Consider the following 16,966-nt stretch of genomic DNA (forward strand, 5'->3'; position numbering starts at 1 on the left):
TCGATCCGCGGGCAGGGCCCGACCGGCCCGACAGTTCGTTTGAAAAAGGGCCTGCTATGTCTCGTATTGATGAAACCATGGAATTCATTCCGGTTCGAATTGCCGTTCTGACGGTGTCTGATACCCGCTCTTTGGCCGAGGATCGGTCAGGCGATACTTTGGCCGGGCGCATCGCGGCGGCGGGCCATATCCTGGCGGCGCGCGCCATGCTTCCCGATGAGCGGGGCGAAATTGCCGATCAACTGCGCGCCTGGTGCGGTGATCCGGCGATTGATGTGGTGATTACCACGGGCGGCACCGGGCTGACCGGGCGCGATGTCACGGTTGAGGCACACCGCGATGTCTATGAAAAAGAGATGGACGCTTTTGGCACCGTCTTCACCATCGTCAGCCTGAAGAAAATTGGCACCAGTGCGGTGCAAAGCCGCGCCTGCGCCGGTGTGGCCCAGGGCACGTATCTGTTTGCTCTGCCGGGCAGCCCCGGCGCGTGCAAGGATGCCTGGGATGAAATTCTGGCCCCGCAATTGGATTACCGCCACCGCCCCTGCAATTTTGTCGAGATTTTTCCACGTCTGGATGAACATCAGCGACGGAAATGATCCACACGCACGTTTGATCAGGGCGCGGCGCGAAAAAATTGGCGCAACGGCTTTGCCCGCTACATTGTGGGAGACATTGGCAAAAGGCAGGTGTGGATGCGATTTCTGAGACGATCCTTGGTGGGTTTGTTTTTGCTTGCGGCGACGCTGGGCCTGTTGGCGCTGGCCGGGAACAGCCTGTATTCGGCGGTTCAGCTGCGCAATGCCGATGATCGTGGGGCGCGTCCGGCGCGGGAACGGGTGTTGGCGGTGAATGTCGTGCCATTCCTGCCCGAAACGGTGGTGCCGGTCTTGTCCACCTTTGGTGAAATCCGCAGCCGCCGCACCTTGGAAATCCGCGCCAGCGCGGCGGGCGAGGTGATTGAACTGGGCAACGGGGTGCAGGACGGGGGCCGGGTGACGGCGGGGCAGTTGTTGTTTCGCGTTGACCCCACCAATGCGATGACCGCGTTGGAAGTGGCGCAAACCGATGTGTTGGATGCCGAGGCCGAGTTGCGCGATGCCCGACGGTCGGTTGAATTGGCCGGTGAAGAGGTCGCATCGGCGCGGGCACAGGCGCGGTTGCGTCAGAATGCGCTGCAACGCCAGCGTGATCTGGCCGAACGTGGTGTCGGCACCGCCGCCGCCGTCGAAGCCGCCGAACTGAGCGCCGCCGCCGCCGATCAGGCGGTTCTGTCGCGCCGCCAATCCGAGGCACAGGCACAGGCGCGGCTGGACCAGGCCGCCACCCAACTCAGCCGTCGTGAAATCGCGCTGGACGAGGCACGCCGCCGTGTCGCCGATACCGAGGTGCGCGCCGAATTTTCCGGCGTTCTGGGCGATGTAAGCGTGGTCAAGGGCCGGTTGGTCACCAGCAATGAAAAGCTGGCGCTATTGATCGACCCCGAAAGGTTGGAAATATCCTTTCGGGTATCGACGCCACAATATGCCCGGCTTTTGGATGATCAGGGGCGGCTGATTGGATCTGACCTTACCGTATCCCTTTTGGTCAACGGTTTCACCCTGACCACGACGGGCAAGATCACCCGCGAAGGTGCGGCAGTGGGGGTGGGGCAAACCGGGCGGTTGCTTTATGCCGATCTGGCCAGTGCGACGGGGTTTCGCCCCGGCGATTTTGCCACTGTCGATATCAACGAACCGGCGCTGGAGCGGGTGGCGCGCCTGCCTGCGGCGGCAGTCGATTCCGCTGGCACCATCCTGTTGCTGGGTCAGGATGAGCGGCTGGAAGTCGCCAGTGTGATGGTGGAACGTCGCCAGGGCGATGATGTGTTGGTGCGCGCGCAGGGCTTGCAGGGGCGCGATGTGGTCGCCGAACGCTCGCCCCTTTTGGGCGCGGGGATCAAGGTGCGGCCGTTGCGCCCCGAAACGGTAACCGAAAATGCCGCCCCGGCCCCGCCCGCCATGGTCGAGCTGACAGAAGAACGCCGCGCCCGCCTGATTGCCTTTGTCGAGGGCAACGGCAGAATGCCAGCAGAAGCAAAAGAACGGGTACTGGCGCAACTGCGCGAACCCAGTGTACCGGCCCAAACGATTGAGCGGATCGAACAGCGGATGGGGGGCTGATCATGGCATCCCGGCAATTCCCCATCGCGGGCGGTGTTCTGGCCTATTTCGCGCAACACCGCACGGCGGCCAATCTGTTGTTGGTGGTGATGCTGGCGCTGGGTCTGGCGGCTGCGCCCAAAATGCGCGCGCAGTTCTTTCCCGATGTGGTGATCGACAATGTGTCGGTCAGCGTGGCGTGGGATGGGGCCGGGGCCGAAGATGTGGACAATGCAATCGTTCAGGTGTTGGAAACCACGCTGTTGGCGGTCGAAGGTGTGGAAGGCAGCAGCGCATCATCGTCACAAGGGCGCGCCAGAATCAGCCTTGATTTTGAACCGGGCTGGGATATGTCGCGCGCCGCCGAGGATGTGCAGGCGGCGGTCGATACGGTGTACACCCTGCCCGATGATGCCGATGATCCGGTGGTGCGGCGCGGGGCCTGGCGCGACCGGGTGACAGATGTGGTGATTTCCGGCCCTGTCGGCGTCGATCAATTGGGCCGCTTTGCCGATGAATTCAGCGCGCGATTGTTTCAGGCGGGTGTGACGCGGGTGACATTGCGCGGGGTTGCCGCGCCGCAAACCATTGTCGAGGTCGAATCGATCTCGCTGATCCGCAATGATGTGACGATGCGCGATCTGGCCGATGCCATCGCCAAAGGGGCCGCCACCCAACCGGCGGGTGATGTGGCGGGGGGCGCACGGGTGCGCACCGGCATTGAAAAACGCAGCGCCGATCAGATTGCCGATATTGTTCTGCGCTCTAACCCTGATGGGTCGAAACTGCGCATTGGCGATGTGGCCACAATCCGTATCGAAGGGATCGACCGCGAGCGGGCCTATTTCGTGGGTGAAAACAGCGCCATTTCCATCCGGGTGGATCGCACCGACAAAGGCGATGCCATTGATATTCAGGCCCGGGTGGAAGAGGTGGCCGCCGAAATGCAGCCGGGCCTGCCCCAAGGGGTCAAGGTTGAACTGATCCGCACCCGCGCCGAGGCGATCACGGGTCGATTGAACATCCTGCTTGAAAACGGGCTGATGGGGATGGGCTTGGTGGTGCTGCTCTTGTTTTTGTTCCTGAATGCGCGCACGGCGTTTTGGGTGGCGGCGGGGATTCCGGTGGCGATGACGGCGGCGATTGCGCTGATGTATGCCGCCGGTCTGACGTTGAACATGATTTCTCTGTTTGCGCTGATCATCACCTTGGGCATTGTTGTGGATGATGCCATCGTGGTGGGCGAGCATGCCGATTTCCGGGTGCGCCGATTGGGCGAAACTCCGGTTCAGGGGGCGGTGAATGCCGCGCAACGGATGTTTCCGGCGGTGTTTTCGGCCACGCTGACCACGATTATCGCGTTTTTCGGCCTTGTTGCTGTGGGCGGGCGGTTTGGCGATCTGATTTCGGATATTCCGTTCACGGTGATCGCGGTTTTGATCGCATCGCTGGTTGAATGTTTCCTGATCCTGCCCAACCACATGGCCCATGCCATGGCCCATTCGGCGAAACAGCATTGGTATGACTGGCCGTCGCGCACCGTAAATATCGGGTTCAGTTGGTTCCGCGACCGGGTGTTTCGCAAATTGATGGCTGGGGTGATCTGGGCGCGCTATCCGGTGTTGGCCGGTGTTATCCTGGTGCTGATGAGCCAGGTGGCGGTATTTGTGCGCGGCGATGTGTCCTGGCGGTTTTTCTCATCGCCCGAACAAAGCAGCATCAGCGGCAATTTCGCCATGGCACCGGGGGCGACCCGCGCCGATACGTTGGAAATGATGCGCATTTTGCAAACGGCGGTCGATGATCTGGGCCAGAAATACCAAGATGAATTTGGCCTGAACCCGGTTGAATTTGCCATGGCCGAAATCGGCGGCACCACCGGGCGCGGGTTGTCGGGGCAAGACACCAAGGATGCCGATCTTTTGGGCTCTATCGCGATTGAGCTGATCGACGCCGATCTGCGCCCCTATTCCAGCTTTCGCTTTGTCGGGGAATTGCAGGATGCCGTGCCGGGCCACCCTCTGTTGGAAACGCTCAGTTTTCGGCGCTGGGGGTCGGGGCCGGGGGGTGATGCCCTGTCGGTGCAGATTTTTGGCGCCAGCGCCGAAACGTTGAAGGCGGCGGCGGAAAATCTGAAAACCACCATGGCACAATTTGGTGAGGTTTCGGCGTTGGAAGACACGCTGTCGTATGACAAGGATGAACTGATCCTGGAGCTGACCCCACAGGGTCAGGCGCTGGGCGTATCGATTGATACATTGGGCCGGATCCTGCGGGATCGGTTGAACGGGATCGAGGCGGCGAGTTATCCCGATGGCCCGCGCTCGGCGAAAATTCGGGTGGAGCTGCCCGTGTCCGAACTGACCGCCGATTTCCTGGATCGCACGCTGATCCGCACCGGGGCAGGCGATTATGTCAGCCTGGCCGATATTGTCACCGTCGACCGGCGCAGCGGGTTTTCCACCGTCCGGCGCGAAAACGGGCTGCGCCTTGTGGCGGTGTCGGGCGATATCTCCGAGGATGATCCGGCCCGCGCCACCGAAATCATGGCGCAGTTGAAAGATAGCATTTTGCCAACCTTGGAGGAGGATTTCGCCGTCACCACCCGCCTGTCGGGGCTGGCCGAACAGGAAAACGAATTCCTGACCGATGCCGCGCTGGGCTTTATTCTGTGTTTGTTGGGGATTTTCCTGTGTCTGGCCTGGATATTCTCTAGCTGGACGCGCCCGATTGTGGTGATGGCGATTATCCCGTTTGGATTGGTCGGCACGATTTATGGCCACCACCTGTGGGATGTGGCGTTGTCGATGTTCACGGTGGTCGGGTTGATCGGAATGACGGGAATCATCATCAACGATTCCATCGTTCTGGTGACCACGGTGGATGAATACGCCGCCGAACGCGGGCTGATTCCGGCGATTATTGATGGCGCGTCCGACCGGTTGCGCCCGGTGTTTCTGACCACCGCCACCACGGTGTTGGGTCTTATGCCGCTGCTTTACGAATCGTCGTCACAGGCGCAATTTCTGAAACCCACGGTGATCACTCTGGTTTATGGATTGGGGTTTGGCATGGTGCTGGTATTGCTGGTCGTGCCCGCGCTTTTGGCGATGCAACAGGATCTGGGCAAACAATTTGCCGCCATGCGCCGCGCCTTTGGGTTTCGCCGCGGCGCGCGGGGCGTCGGCATGGGCGTGGCGCTGGTGGCCATGGCCAGTGTGGTGTGGTTCGCGCTAACGCTGGGCGCGGTGATTGTGACCGGCGCCTATGCCGCCCCGATTGCCGGGCTGATTCCGGGGGGGGCGGATTTGGGCATGGCATTTGGCGTATTTATCGGAGGTGTTGGCGCGCTTGCGCTTGGCGGATATGTGGTGGGCGGGGTGGTGTACGGCCTGCGCCGCGCCGTATCCTAATCGCAACCGCGAATATCGACCGCCCCGCGTTGCCCCAGCACGGTAAGCCGCAGGCGCGACCGGTCCAGCGCCAAAGACGTGCCGCGATCAGGCACAATGTCGGCGCGCACTGTCAGGGTGTTGCCCTGGCGCGTGGTTTCGGCCTGTGACACCCAGACCGGCGCGCCGGGCAGTTCGATCACGCCAAATTCATCACCGCCAAGGGCGGGCATTTGCAGGGTTGCCGTAATCGCGACCCCGCGCCGGGCCGGGGCGATGGCGCATGTCACCTGCCCCACCCCGGCGGTGCGCCGGGTCATGGGCCGGTCATCGAGCGCGGCGCGAATGCGCGCGTCCTTGTGCCCGTTTGCGGCGGGCAAATCGGCCGCGATCTGTACCGTGATCGGCACACAGATATCCTGACACACCCCCATGTTGATTTCACCCGCCATGCGGATCGGCGCACCGGCATCGCGCGGGGTGATTTCAACCGGCAATATCACCTGATCGTGATAGCCCACCGATGTCATGCCGTTTTGATAAAACACATCCGGCGTGGGCCAATGCAGCGCAACCGCCCCCATATTCCCCGATCCGTGCCAATCAAATTGCGCCGGAATGCCCGCATCACCCGGCGCGCGCCAATAGGTTTTCCAACCCGGCGCAAGGGTGACGCGGATTGCCGCCATATGGGTGCCTTGGGCGGTGCGCCAGCCGGGCAGAATATCGACCGTGGCCATATCACCCGGGCCCAACGCGGCAACCGGCGCAGCCAGGGCGCAGACGAATGAAACGCAAAGCGCGATTGGGGCATGTTTGATCATGGCGTGACCCTACTCATGGCGCGCGCGATTGGAAATCACAAAGCAGCGATTGCGCCCTGCACGGTGTCGCGCCCCTTGCACATTACCCGTGGCTTTGTCAGAGGTTGCTGTATGGAGCAGGAACACACCTCAGAAGATTTGGCAGGAAAGCTGTTGATCGCGATGCCGGGCATGGGCGACCCCCGGTTTGAACGCAGTGTGATTTACATCTGCGAACATGATGACGACAACACCATGGGTCTGATCATCAACAAACCTTTGCCAGACCTGAAATTCATCTCCCTGCTTGAGCAGTTGGAGATTGAAACCGGCCCTGCCACCCGCGCCATGCCGGTGCATTTTGGTGGTCCGGTGGAAAATGGCCGGGGGTTTGTTTTACATTCCGATGATTATCGCGCCGAGGAAGGCACGTTGGATGTGGGCGATGATTTCGCCATGACCGCAACGCGCGATGTTCTCAGCGATCTGGCCGCAGGCAACGGCCCCGCGCGCGCCATTCTGACGCTGGGCTATTCCGGATGGGGACCGGGACAATTGATGTCCGAGATTTTGGAAAACGGCTGGCTGACCTGTCACGCCGATCCTGATGTGGTCTTTGCCAAGTCCGATGAAACCAAATGGGCGGCCGCGCTGGGCCTGTTGGGCATTGATCCGCTGACCCTGTCTGCGGCGGCCGGGCGCGCCTGACCCCTTGTGACAAACCGGGGCGCGTGCCACTCTGCACGTTAGCATGAAAACCGCATTTTCCGACCTGTTCGCGCAAATCACCATTCTGTGGCAACAGGTGTTGGCACAGATGATGAATTTGACGCTGCCCTCAAGGCTGTATCAGATCGCCATCATCATCGGATGCATTGCCCTGTCATGGGTTTTGGGCCGCATCACCGCCGAGCGTATGCGCGAATGGATGCGCACCCTGGAGGGCTGGCCCAAATGGCGATTGCGGGCGCTTTTGGTGATCAACCGGCGGCTGCGGCTGATTTATTTCGTCGCGCTGATCTGGACCGCAACCGTCGTGATGCGGTGGGTTCATATTTTTCCGTCGCGGTCTTTTTTGCTGGCTCTTGCGGCCAGCATCGCGACTGCGTGGTTGTTGGTGGTGTTCATCACCCGACTGGTGCGCAATCCGTTGTTGCGCAGCGTGGTGCGTTGGGGCCTTTGGATCTACGTCACGTTGTATTTTCTGGATCTGGTTGATCCGTTTACCGATTTTCTGGATGGTGTCGCCTTTCGGGTGGGCGAATTGCGCCTGTCATTGCTAACGCTGATCAATGCGTTGGTGGTGGTTGCGGTGCTGTTTACCGTGGCGCGCATCGTCACCCAAACCAGCGCCACCCGTATCCGGCGCAACCCCGACATCAGCCCGTCAATGCAGGTGTTGGCCGTCAAGGCGATGCAACTGGCATTTTACGGTGCGGCAATCTTTGTGGGGCTGAAATCGGTTGGCGTCGATCTGACGGGCCTGGCGGTTTTGTCAGGCGCGATCGGTGTTGGCCTTGGCTTTGGTTTGCAAAAGGTGGTCAGTAACCTGGTGTCTGGCATCATCATTTTGCTGGATAAATCGATCAAGCCGGGCGATGTGATTTCGATTGGCGAAACCTTTGGCTGGATCAATGCTTTGGGCGCGCGATATGTCGCGATCACCACGCGCGATGGGCGCGAATATCTGATTCCAAACGAAGATCTGATCACTGGCCAGGTGGTGAATTGGTCCCATTCCAATGATTTTGTGCGGCTGGATATTCATTTTGGCACCAGTTACGCGGATGATCCGCACAAGGTGCGCGAGGTCGCGATCAAGGCCGCGTCCGAAGTGCCGCGCGTATTGTCCGATAAAACCCCGGTGTGTCACATCGTGGGGTTTGGCGACAGTTCAGTGGATTACATCCTGCGTTTCTGGATCACCGACCCCACCGGCGGGCTGACCAATATTCGCGGCAATGTGTATCTGGCGCTGTGGGATGCCTTCAAGGCAAATGACATTTCAATCCCGTTCCCACAGCGCGAAATCCGGGTTCTGAAAGACGCCGGGGCGGACACCGCCGCCCCCTGATTGGCATTGCAGGGAACCGCGCCTGTGCCAGGGGGTTATCGTATTAGTGATCGCAAACCGCTGTACTTTGTGGTGTTGCTCTGTAGAATCACAGAAAAATATGACGGCGGTACACAGGTATGATCTCCCCTTCGGGTCTGCGCATTGGCGCAATTTTCGCGACGTGCATGTTCGGCACGTCGGTTTTTGCGTTTGATGCGCTGAAATTCAATGCCCCCGGTGCGGATGAGGCGTTAACCAAGGATTTATGGGCTGCCTCTTTGTTGGTGGCCGCCAAATCCGAAGGCACAACCGATCCGCAGGAATTGCTGGCGGCGGCGCGGGCCGATTACGGGCGTCTTGTCGGGGCGCTTTATGCCGAGGGGCGGTTTGGCGGCATCATCAACATTCTGGTGAATGGGCGCGAGGCGGCGGGAATTCCGCCCCTCAATCCGCCCTCGAAAATCGATTCGATCAGTGTGACAATACAGCCGGGGCCGCAGTACCGGTTTTCGGAAACCTCGGTGCGCCCGGTGGCACCTGACACCGAGTTTCCAAAGGATTTCACTGTCGGACAGCCCGCGCGCACCCCGTTGATTCGCGATGGTGTGGCCGCGGCTGTTGTGGGTTGGCGCGAGGTCGGGCGCGCCAAGGCGGCCGTTTCGGGCCAACAGGTGACGGCAGACCACGATGCAGATCAGGTGCGCGTGCGCGTGGCGATTGCGCCGGGGCCGGTTGTGACCTTTGGCAACCTGTTGTTGCAGGGCGGCGACCGGGTGCGCCCCGAACGATTGCGCAAGATTGCCGGATTGCCGACCGGCGAAACCTATTCCCCTGCCGCATTGGAAACCGCCGCCAAACGGCTGCGCCGCACCGGGGTGTTCAAATCCGTATCCCTGACCGAGGCCGAAAATCTGGGCCCGGGCGATACAATGGATATCACCGCCATCCTGAACGAGGAAAAGCCCCGCCGCCTTGGCTTTGGCGCCGAAATCTCGACCACGGACGGCGCAAAGCTGACGGGATTCTGGCTGCATCGCAATTTGCTGGGCGGGGCCGAGCGGCTGCGCCTTGAAGGGGAAATCGGCGGGCTGGGCGGTGGCACCGGCGGTGAAGATTACAAATTTGCGGCAACCTATGGTCGCCCCGCCACCCCGGACGCCGATACCGATCTTTTTGTCATCGCCGAGATCGAACAGTTGAACGAACCGACCTATAACACGAAAACCGGGCGTCTGGGGTTTGGGTTCATGCGTTACGTCAACGATGATCTGACCCTTGAGGCGGGGTTGGGATATGTGTTTTCAAAAGACACCGACGCCACCGGCACCACCGAATATCAACATCTGACCGTTCCGTTGGGGGCCACCTATGACACCCGCGACAATGTTCTGGATGCCACCAAGGGCGTGTATGCCGATGTGGATGTGATGCCGTTTCTGGGCCTGTCGGGCACGGAAAGCGGCGCGCGCCTGGCCTTTGATGCGCGGACCTATCGCGGCTTTGGGGCCGAAGACAAGGTCGTGCTGGCCGGACGGATTCAGGGGGGCAGCGTGATTGGCGCATCCCTGGCGGGGGTGCCAAACGATTACCGGTTTTATTCCGGCGGGGGGGGTACCGTGCGCGGGCAAGAATATCAGTCATTGGGCGTCACCGTGAATGGCAACCTGACCGGCGGGCGGTCGTTCCTTGGGCTGTCTGGCGAAGTGCGGGCCAAAGTGCGTGAAAGTATCGGTGTGGTCGCCTTTGCCGATTTCGGTCTGATAAGCGCCGATAGTTTCGGCAGCGATGGCGAAACCCACGGCGGGGCCGGATTGGGCCTGCGGTATCTGACCCCGATCGGGCCGATCCGTCTGGATGTGGCCGCCCCGATTGGCGGAACCAGCAAAGGCGCGCAACTTTACGTCGGCATCGGGCAGGCGTTTTGATGCGGTATCTGGCCCCCACACTTGTATCGCTGTCTTTGTTGGCCACCCCGGTTATCGCCCAGGACGATGACGGCGGCGGATTTCTGGAACGCCTGATCGAAGACAACCTGTCTGGCGCCGGGCGCGAGGTGAACATTCGTGGATTCGCCGGCGCGCTGAGTTCCAAGGCGCGGTTGGACGAGTTGACCATAGCCGATGAAAACGGCATCTGGCTGACCTTGCGCGATGTCGAACTGGATTGGACACGTTCGGCCCTGTTGTTGGGCCGCCTTGAAGTGACCGAACTGACCGCCGAAGAAATCATCATTCCGCGCCTGCCCGGCTCTGACCCCGAGGCCCCCACCCCCGAGGCAAAGCCATTTTCCCTGCCTGATTTGCCCGTTTCGGTGCAGATTGAACAGATCGCGGCGCAGCGTGTCGATCTGGGGGCGGCGCTTTTCGGGGCGGCGGCGGTTGTATCGTTGAATGGCTCGGTATCCTTGGCCAATGGCGAAGGTGCGGCCGACATATCGGTTGACCGGATCGATGGCGAAACCGGCGCCCTGACCCTGCAGGCGGCCTATGCCAATGCGTCAGAAGACCTGTCGATAAAGTTGAACCTGACCGAGGCCGAAAACGGCATCACCGCCACGCTGTTGGATCTGCCGGGCCGGCCATCGGTGCATCTGGATGTGGATGGCACCGGCCCGTTGTCGGATTTCACCGCCGCCATCGAGTTGGACACAGACGGCGAACGCCGCCTGACCGGCACGGTCGAGCTGACCGCCCAAGGCGAAGGCGACGCGCAAACCCGCGGCTTTCATGCCGAAATCGGTGGCGATATCGCCCCCGTTTTCGCACCGCAATACCGCCCGTTTTTCGGGCCGGACATCCGGCTGATCGCGTCGGGGGCCACCCGGCCCCAGGGCGGATTTGCATTGGCTCAACTGGACCTGACCGCGCAGGCACTGCGCCTGACCGGGCAGGTGACGATTGGGGCAAACGGATTGCCTGAACTGATCGATATCACCGGAGAAATCAGCGATGCGTCGGGCCAGCCGGTGCTGTTGCCTGTGGGCGAGGATGCCAGGGTGGATCGCGTTGGAGTGTCGGTACAATTTGATGCCGACAAAGGCGAGGACTGGACCGCCAAGGTGACGTTGGACGGGGTGCAAAACCCCGGTTTGAATGCTCAGCAGGTCGTGCTTGATGGTTCTGGCGTGATTGCCGATGATGGCGCGGGCGCCAAGACGGTCACCGCAGACCTTGATTTCACTGCCTCGGGATTGTCGGCGCAGGATGCCGCGATTGCCCAAGCATTGGGCGACCGGGCAACCGGCGCGGCAACCCTGCGCTGGAGCAGCGGCGCGCCGATTGTGCTGGACACATTGCAACTGAACGGCAACGCCTTTGCCTTGGATGGCAGTGGTCAGGTGGCGTTTGCCGATGGCACCACCGCCACCCTTGATGCGACCCTTGAGGCGGCGGATCTGGCGGCGTTTTCGGGGCTGGCCGGGCGCAATCTGGGCGGGGCTGCCAAGGTCGCACTTGGCCTGAAAACCGCGCCGCTGGACGGGGCATTCGATGTGGAGCTGACCGGAACAACAACCGATCTGACCATTGATCAGGAACAGGCCGATGCCCTGTTGGCGGGGGAAACCAACCTGACCCTGCGCGCGGATCGCGATGAAACCGGCACTCGGCTCAGCACGCTGACCCTGAAAAACCCGGCACTTGATCTTGCCGCGTCTGGCGATCTGACCTCGACCCTCAGCAATCTGCGGGCCGATATCCGGCTGGCCGATGCCGCCGTGTTGGATGCCAAGCTGAGCGGCGCGGTTGATCTGACCGCGTCGGCGCAAAAGGATGGCGAAACCTGGACCTATGATGTCAACGGTGCGGGGGTTGGCGCATCAATCGCCAGTACTGGCACCGTGACCGGTCTGGATGAACCCAGCCTGCGGATCACCACCGAAACCGATGCAGAAATCGCCGATCTTTCGGTATTTTCAAACATCACGGGTCGTGATTTGGGCGGTAGCGTCGCCTTGCGGCTTGCGGGCTTTACGCTCGCCGATCTCAGTCAGGCCGATATGTCGGTCACCGGCGAAACGCGCGGCGTGAAAACCGGTGAGGCGCGGTTTGATGATCTGTTGGTGGGGCGCACCGATCTGGCGGCGCAGATACAGCGCAACGGCGAAACCGTGACCATTCAACAGTTCAGCCTGAACGGCACCGGCGCCGGATTGCGCGCCGAAGGGGCCGGGCAGATCGAAGAATTGACCAGTGACGCGCCTTTGATCAGCGGCATGATCGAAGCATCAATCAACAGTCTTTCGCGGTTTTCGGCCTTGGCCGGGCGACAATTGGCGGGGGCGGTTGACGCCACCGTTACCGGCTCAGGGCGGCTGGACGGATCAGAACTGGACGCCGATCTGTCGCTTGACGGGCGGTCGGTTTTGACCGGAATGGCGGATATCGACCCGCTGCTGGCGGGCCTGTTTACCGTGAACGGCACCGTGTCGCGCATCGGTGAAACCGCGCGTATCGACGCGCTGAGCCTGACAGCGCAATCCATGGGCCTGACCCTGACGGGCAGTGCCTCGGCCGAAGATATCACCAGTGACGCGCCCTTGGTAACCATTGATGCGGCGGTTGTGGCCGACACGCTGGCGCCGCTGTCGGGCCTTGCCGGGCGCGATATGGGCGGTGCGGTGGATCTGACGGTAAAAGGCACGGCGCGCGCCGATCTGACCGTGATTGATATGGCGGTAAATGGAAAAACCCGCAATCTGGCGGTGGGGCAGGACAATGCCAACCGTCTGTTGCGCGGTGTGACCGATCTGGCGCTGGATATCACGCGCGATGGCGATGTGATCAGCCTGCCAAGCCTCAGCATCACGAATGATCAGATCACGCTGAGGGCTGATGGCCAATATGGCAAAGGCGAAAGTGCGGTAAAGGCCGATGTGACCATTGCCGATCTGCGCGATCTTGAACCGCGCATGCGCGGTCAGGCGAAATTGAACCTGTTTGCCGAAGAGGTCAGCGATGTCTGGCAGGTCACTCTGAACGGTGAAGCCGCAGATGCGGTTCTGGCCGCCACGGCAGAAATCCGCGAGGCATTGGGCGACAATCCTGAAATTGACGGGCGCGCCACGCTGCGCGCCGCCGATCTGTCGCGCTTTGCGCCGTTGGTGGGGCGGCCGCTGTCGGGCGGGGTGCAGGCCGAAATCACCGGCGCGACCCGGGCCGATTTCAGCACGTTCAACGTGACCGCCGATATTGATGCCAACCGTGTTTCGATTGGTCAGGCTGAGGCGGATAAGCTGTTGAATGGCCAAACCGATTTGCGGCTGGTGGCCCGGCGCAACGGGGCAGAGCAGCCCATTCAGGTTGAAACCTTCCGTTTGGATGCGCCCACCCTGACCGCGCGCGCCAATGGCAGCCTTCTGGGCAGCAATGCCAATCTGACCGTGTCGGCACGGTTGGCCGATATCGGGGCGTTCGTGCCCGGGCTGAACGGCCCTGTCACCGCCGAAGGGCGGGTAAGCAGCACCGGCAACCAGTTGGGCGTGAACCTGAATGGCACCGGTCCGGGGGGCATCACCCTGCGCGCCGATGGCACCGTGCAACAGGATTTCAGCCGGGCCAATCTGTCATTGTCGGGGCGCGCGCCGCTGGAATTGGCCAACAGCTTTATCGAGCCACGCTCGGTCGATGGCACGTTGGTGTTTGATGTGGGCGTGAATGGGCCGCTGGCCCTGTCGTCGGTCAGCGGGCGGATCAACACCCAAAACGCGCGCCTCGTGGCACCGAACCTGAATCTTGTGCTGGAAAATATCAACCTGACCGGCGATCTGACCGGCGGTACGATTCAGCTGAACGTGCAGGCCAACAAACAGCAGGGCGGCCAGTTGACGGCAACCGGGCCGATCACCCTGAGTGGCGGATATAACGCCGATCTTGCGATCAGGGCGGTTGGCATTGTCGTCGAAGATCCGCAATTGTATCGCACCTTGATCAATGGTGCAGTCACCGTGGTTGGCCCCCTGACCGGGGGCGCACGGATCGCGGGCACATTGGATCTGGTCGAAACCGAAGTGCGGATTCCTTCAACCGGGCTGGGGGCGACGGGGCCGATTCCCGATGGTCTGGTACATGTGAACGAACCCGCCGCCGTGCGCGCCACCCGTGCGCGCGCCGGAATGATCGAAACCGCGACCCAATCAGTCGCGGGAACAGCGCGCCCGTATCCATTGGATTTGACGATACGTGCCGAGCGGCGCATTTTCGTGCGCGGTCGCGGGCTGGATGCCGAATTGGGCGGCACGCTGACCCTGACAGGGACAAGTCAGAATATCATTCCGGCCGGGCAATTTGAACTGGTGCGCGGACGGTTGGATATTTTGGGGAAACGTCTGAACTTGGATGAAGGTCAGATTTCGCTGCAGGGCGATTTCACGCCCTACGTCCGCCTTGTGGCGCGTACGGATACGGGGGATGTGGTGGTGTTGATCGTTGTCGAAGGATCAGCCCTTGCGCCGAATATCAACTTTCTGTCCGAACCGGAACTGCCCGAAGAAGAAGTGCTGGCGCGGTTGCTGTTTGGTAAATCCATCACCTCGATTTCGCCGTTGCAAGCGGCGCAATTGGCGTCGGCCGTTGCAACATTGGCGGGCAAGGGGGGTGACGGTGTCATTTCCAAACTGCGCGAAAGCACCGGGTTGGACGATCTGGATATCACCACCGATGAAGATGGCAATGCGGGCCTGCGCGCCGGTAAATATCTGTCGGAAAACCTGTATACGGATGTGACGGTGGGGGCGACAGGCGAAGCCGAGATCAACCTGAACCTTGATATCACACCCAACCTGACGATCACCGGCAGCGCCGATAATGCGGGCGATACATCATTGGGGATTTATTACCAGAAGGACTATTAAGTGTCGCTGTCGATGGTGAAATCTGCGGGGCTGAATACCACCTTCACCTCGTAGGCGCCATCGTCGCTTGGCCCGGCCTGATGGGTGCCGCCCAATTGCATGACAAAGGCGCCAATCAATTGCGAACCAAGGCCCGACACCTCGTCTTCGTCTTGATTGACGACCGGGGTGCCTGTTGAATTGCGCACCAGCAATTCAACCTGTCCACCCTCCATGGATTTAAGCGACAGCGCGACCCATGGCTTGCCGGTGGTGGGGCGGCCAATGTATTTATAGGCGTTTGTTACCGCCTCGGTCACCAAAAGAGACAGGGGCACCGCCTGATCGGGATACAGGAACACCTTGTCGGTATCGATTGTGAAATCTACGGTTAGTTCTGGAATCGCGGCGGAACGGGCCAATTGTTTTGACAGTTCGGACACCAATTCATCGGCCCGCACTTGCGACAAAACGCTGGCCTGATACAGGCTGCGATGAACCGTGGCCAGGCCCATCACCCGGTCTTGCAAACGGCGCAGCATGAATTTGGTTTCGCCGTGGCGGGCACGGCGGATCTGCATGTTGGTGATGGATGAAATCAGTTGCAGATTGTTTTTGACCCGGTGATGCACCTCTTTTAAAAGCACGTCTTTTTCATGCAGCAGATTTTCCTGATCGGCCTCGTCGCGCAAAACCTTTTCGGTCAGATTGGTAAATGCCTGTGTCACATCGCGCAATTCTACCGGAATTTCGGCCAAGTTGGTGGGCGTGCGGACACGCCGCACCGCCCCGAATGTGCGAATATTGCGCCGTAATGTCCGGATATGGCGGATCACCAACCGGTGCACAGCCACATAGGCCACAGTCAGGCTGATCACCCACATCAGAAACGGAAAGGCCAACGCCGTGGCATACCCACGCAATCCGACGCGCCAAGTATCGCGCGACCAGATGCTGAGCGCGAAAATCTGACCGGGAACCAAAGGCACGACCGAATAGATACGTTCGCGACCCTGCGGATCGACATCATCAAAGACAATGCCATCATCACTGGCCAGATTCACCAGCGCACGATTCACCGGCAGCCGTTTCGCCGCCGACTCCATGCCCATATCAGAAGTCAGCAATGTACCTTTGGCATCGAATGTCAGAATATCCAAAGGTTTATTTTTTGCGTTTTCCACGCTGTGGTCAATCAGCGAATAGGGCAGAGTGACGATCAGCCGACCAATGGCGCGGGCGTCTTCAAACACCGGGTAGTTGATCAGGATCGCGGGTGTTTGTGTCACGGCAGTGCGGGGCGACACGGTGATATTCAACCGGGGCGTGGCCAGAATCTCGGCCATTTCCTCGGACGTGGTCAAAGCCCGCCCCACATCGCGTGATGCGCATTCCAGAATGCCCTGTGCATTGATGAACCCGGCAAAGATGATCTGTGGGGTGTCGGTCACCGTGCGCAGCATCTGTTCGTTGCACTTTTCGGGCGTTTCCAAAAGCTGTGGAATGACCGAGGCCAACACCTCGGCGATGCCGGTGTTGCGGCTGATCATGCGCCGGTTGGCGGCAGACACGGCCATGCTTTCGCCCAACAGCGATGAATCGATCCGCCCATTTGCATCGTCGATCACGCGATAGGTCTGCAACATCGCAATCAGTCCAACCGGCAAGAGCGCCAGACCCAGTAAAAACACCAGCCTGACACCCAACCGGTTGAACCGATCGAAAACCTTGACTCCGGGAATCAT

At 60.7% G+C, this 16,966-nt stretch carries 9 protein-coding genes; 7 read left to right on the forward strand and 2 right to left on the reverse strand.

Annotation, left to right across the window (positions count from 1 at the left end; all coding sequences use genetic code 11):
* The first annotated feature begins 56 nt into the window (after positions 1 to 56).
* The 3 genes from moaB to C8265_RS16785 all read left to right on the forward strand — a co-directional run bounded on the left by moaB (position 57) and on the right by C8265_RS16785 (position 5,554).
* Entirely contained in the window at positions 57 to 599 is a 543-nt protein-coding gene (moaB, locus tag C8265_RS16775; protein ID WP_108485185.1) for a molybdenum cofactor biosynthesis protein B, read from the forward strand.
* Between the two features lie 96 nt (positions 600 to 695).
* A complete protein-coding gene (locus C8265_RS16780) occupies positions 696 to 2,162 on the forward strand; it encodes an efflux RND transporter periplasmic adaptor subunit (protein ID WP_108485186.1) in 1,467 nt (488 codons plus the stop codon).
* Between the two features lie 2 nt (positions 2,163 to 2,164).
* Entirely contained in the window at positions 2,165 to 5,554 is a 3,390-nt protein-coding gene (locus tag C8265_RS16785) for an efflux RND transporter permease subunit (RefSeq protein WP_108485187.1), read from the forward strand.
* On the opposite strand, the gene C8265_RS16790 is transcribed toward C8265_RS16785, so the two are convergent.
* Positions 5,551 to 6,357 carry a protein-disulfide reductase DsbD domain-containing protein gene (locus tag C8265_RS16790; RefSeq protein WP_108485188.1) on the reverse strand — a complete coding sequence of 269 codons (807 nt, stop codon included), beginning with the start codon at positions 6,355 to 6,357 and terminating at the stop codon, positions 5,551 to 5,553. The two genes, C8265_RS16785 and C8265_RS16790, sit on opposite strands and share 4 nt — an antisense overlap.
* Before the next feature lie 111 nt (positions 6,358 to 6,468).
* Between C8265_RS16790 and C8265_RS16795 the strand changes: the two genes are divergently transcribed.
* The 4 genes from C8265_RS16795 (at position 6,469) to C8265_RS16810 (ending at position 15,242) form a co-directional block, all read left to right on the forward strand.
* The gene (locus tag C8265_RS16795; protein ID WP_108485189.1) at positions 6,469 to 7,044 is read left to right on the forward strand and encodes a YqgE/AlgH family protein; all 576 of its coding nucleotides are present in this window, start codon (positions 6,469 to 6,471) and stop codon (positions 7,042 to 7,044) included.
* A 43-nt stretch (positions 7,045 to 7,087) separates the two neighbouring features.
* Positions 7,088 to 8,410, forward strand: a complete 1,323-nt coding sequence (locus tag C8265_RS16800; RefSeq protein WP_108485190.1) for a mechanosensitive ion channel family protein — start codon at positions 7,088 to 7,090, stop codon at positions 8,408 to 8,410.
* 119 nt (positions 8,411 to 8,529) lie between these two features.
* On the forward strand, positions 8,530 to 10,317 hold the full coding sequence (locus C8265_RS16805; protein ID WP_240611123.1) for an autotransporter assembly complex protein TamA: 1,788 nt from the start codon (positions 8,530 to 8,532) through the stop codon (positions 10,315 to 10,317).
* The gene (locus C8265_RS16810) at positions 10,317 to 15,242 is read left to right on the forward strand and encodes a translocation/assembly module TamB domain-containing protein (protein ID WP_108485191.1); all 4,926 of its coding nucleotides are present in this window, start codon (positions 10,317 to 10,319) and stop codon (positions 15,240 to 15,242) included. Before C8265_RS16805 ends, C8265_RS16810 begins: the two co-directional genes overlap by 1 nt.
* Here the strand turns inward: C8265_RS16810 and C8265_RS16815 are convergent.
* Positions 15,239 to 16,966 (reverse strand): sensor histidine kinase, encoded by a 1,728-nt coding sequence (locus C8265_RS16815; RefSeq protein WP_108485192.1) that lies wholly within the window; start codon positions 16,964 to 16,966, stop codon positions 15,239 to 15,241. The genes C8265_RS16810 and C8265_RS16815 overlap by 4 nt on opposite strands.

Origin of the sequence: Oceaniglobus ichthyenteri (assembly GCF_003057885.1) — a bacterium.
GTDB classification, from domain to species: domain Bacteria; phylum Pseudomonadota; class Alphaproteobacteria; order Rhodobacterales; family Rhodobacteraceae; genus Oceaniglobus; species Oceaniglobus ichthyenteri.

Coding starts and splice junctions, on each gene's coding strand:
- C8265_RS16800 (WP_108485190.1), top strand. CDS start 7,088: ATGAAAACCGCATTTTCCGACCTGTTCGCGCAAATCACCATTCTGTGG.
- moaB (WP_108485185.1), top strand. CDS start 57: ATGTCTCGTATTGATGAAACCATGGAATTCATTCCGGTTCGAATTGCC.
- C8265_RS16795 (WP_108485189.1), top strand. CDS start 6,469: ATGGAGCAGGAACACACCTCAGAAGATTTGGCAGGAAAGCTGTTGATC.
- C8265_RS16790 (WP_108485188.1), bottom strand. CDS start 6,357: ATGATCAAACATGCCCCAATCGCGCTTTGCGTTTCATTCGTCTGCGCC.
- C8265_RS16805 (WP_240611123.1), top strand. CDS start 8,530: ATGATCTCCCCTTCGGGTCTGCGCATTGGCGCAATTTTCGCGACGTGC.
- C8265_RS16815 (WP_108485192.1), bottom strand. CDS start 16,966: ATGATTCCCGGAGTCAAGGTTTTCGATCGGTTCAACCGGTTGGGTGTC.
- C8265_RS16810 (WP_108485191.1), top strand. CDS start 10,317: ATGCGGTATCTGGCCCCCACACTTGTATCGCTGTCTTTGTTGGCCACC.
- C8265_RS16785 (WP_108485187.1), top strand. CDS start 2,165: ATGGCATCCCGGCAATTCCCCATCGCGGGCGGTGTTCTGGCCTATTTC.
- C8265_RS16780 (WP_108485186.1), top strand. CDS start 696: ATGCGATTTCTGAGACGATCCTTGGTGGGTTTGTTTTTGCTTGCGGCG.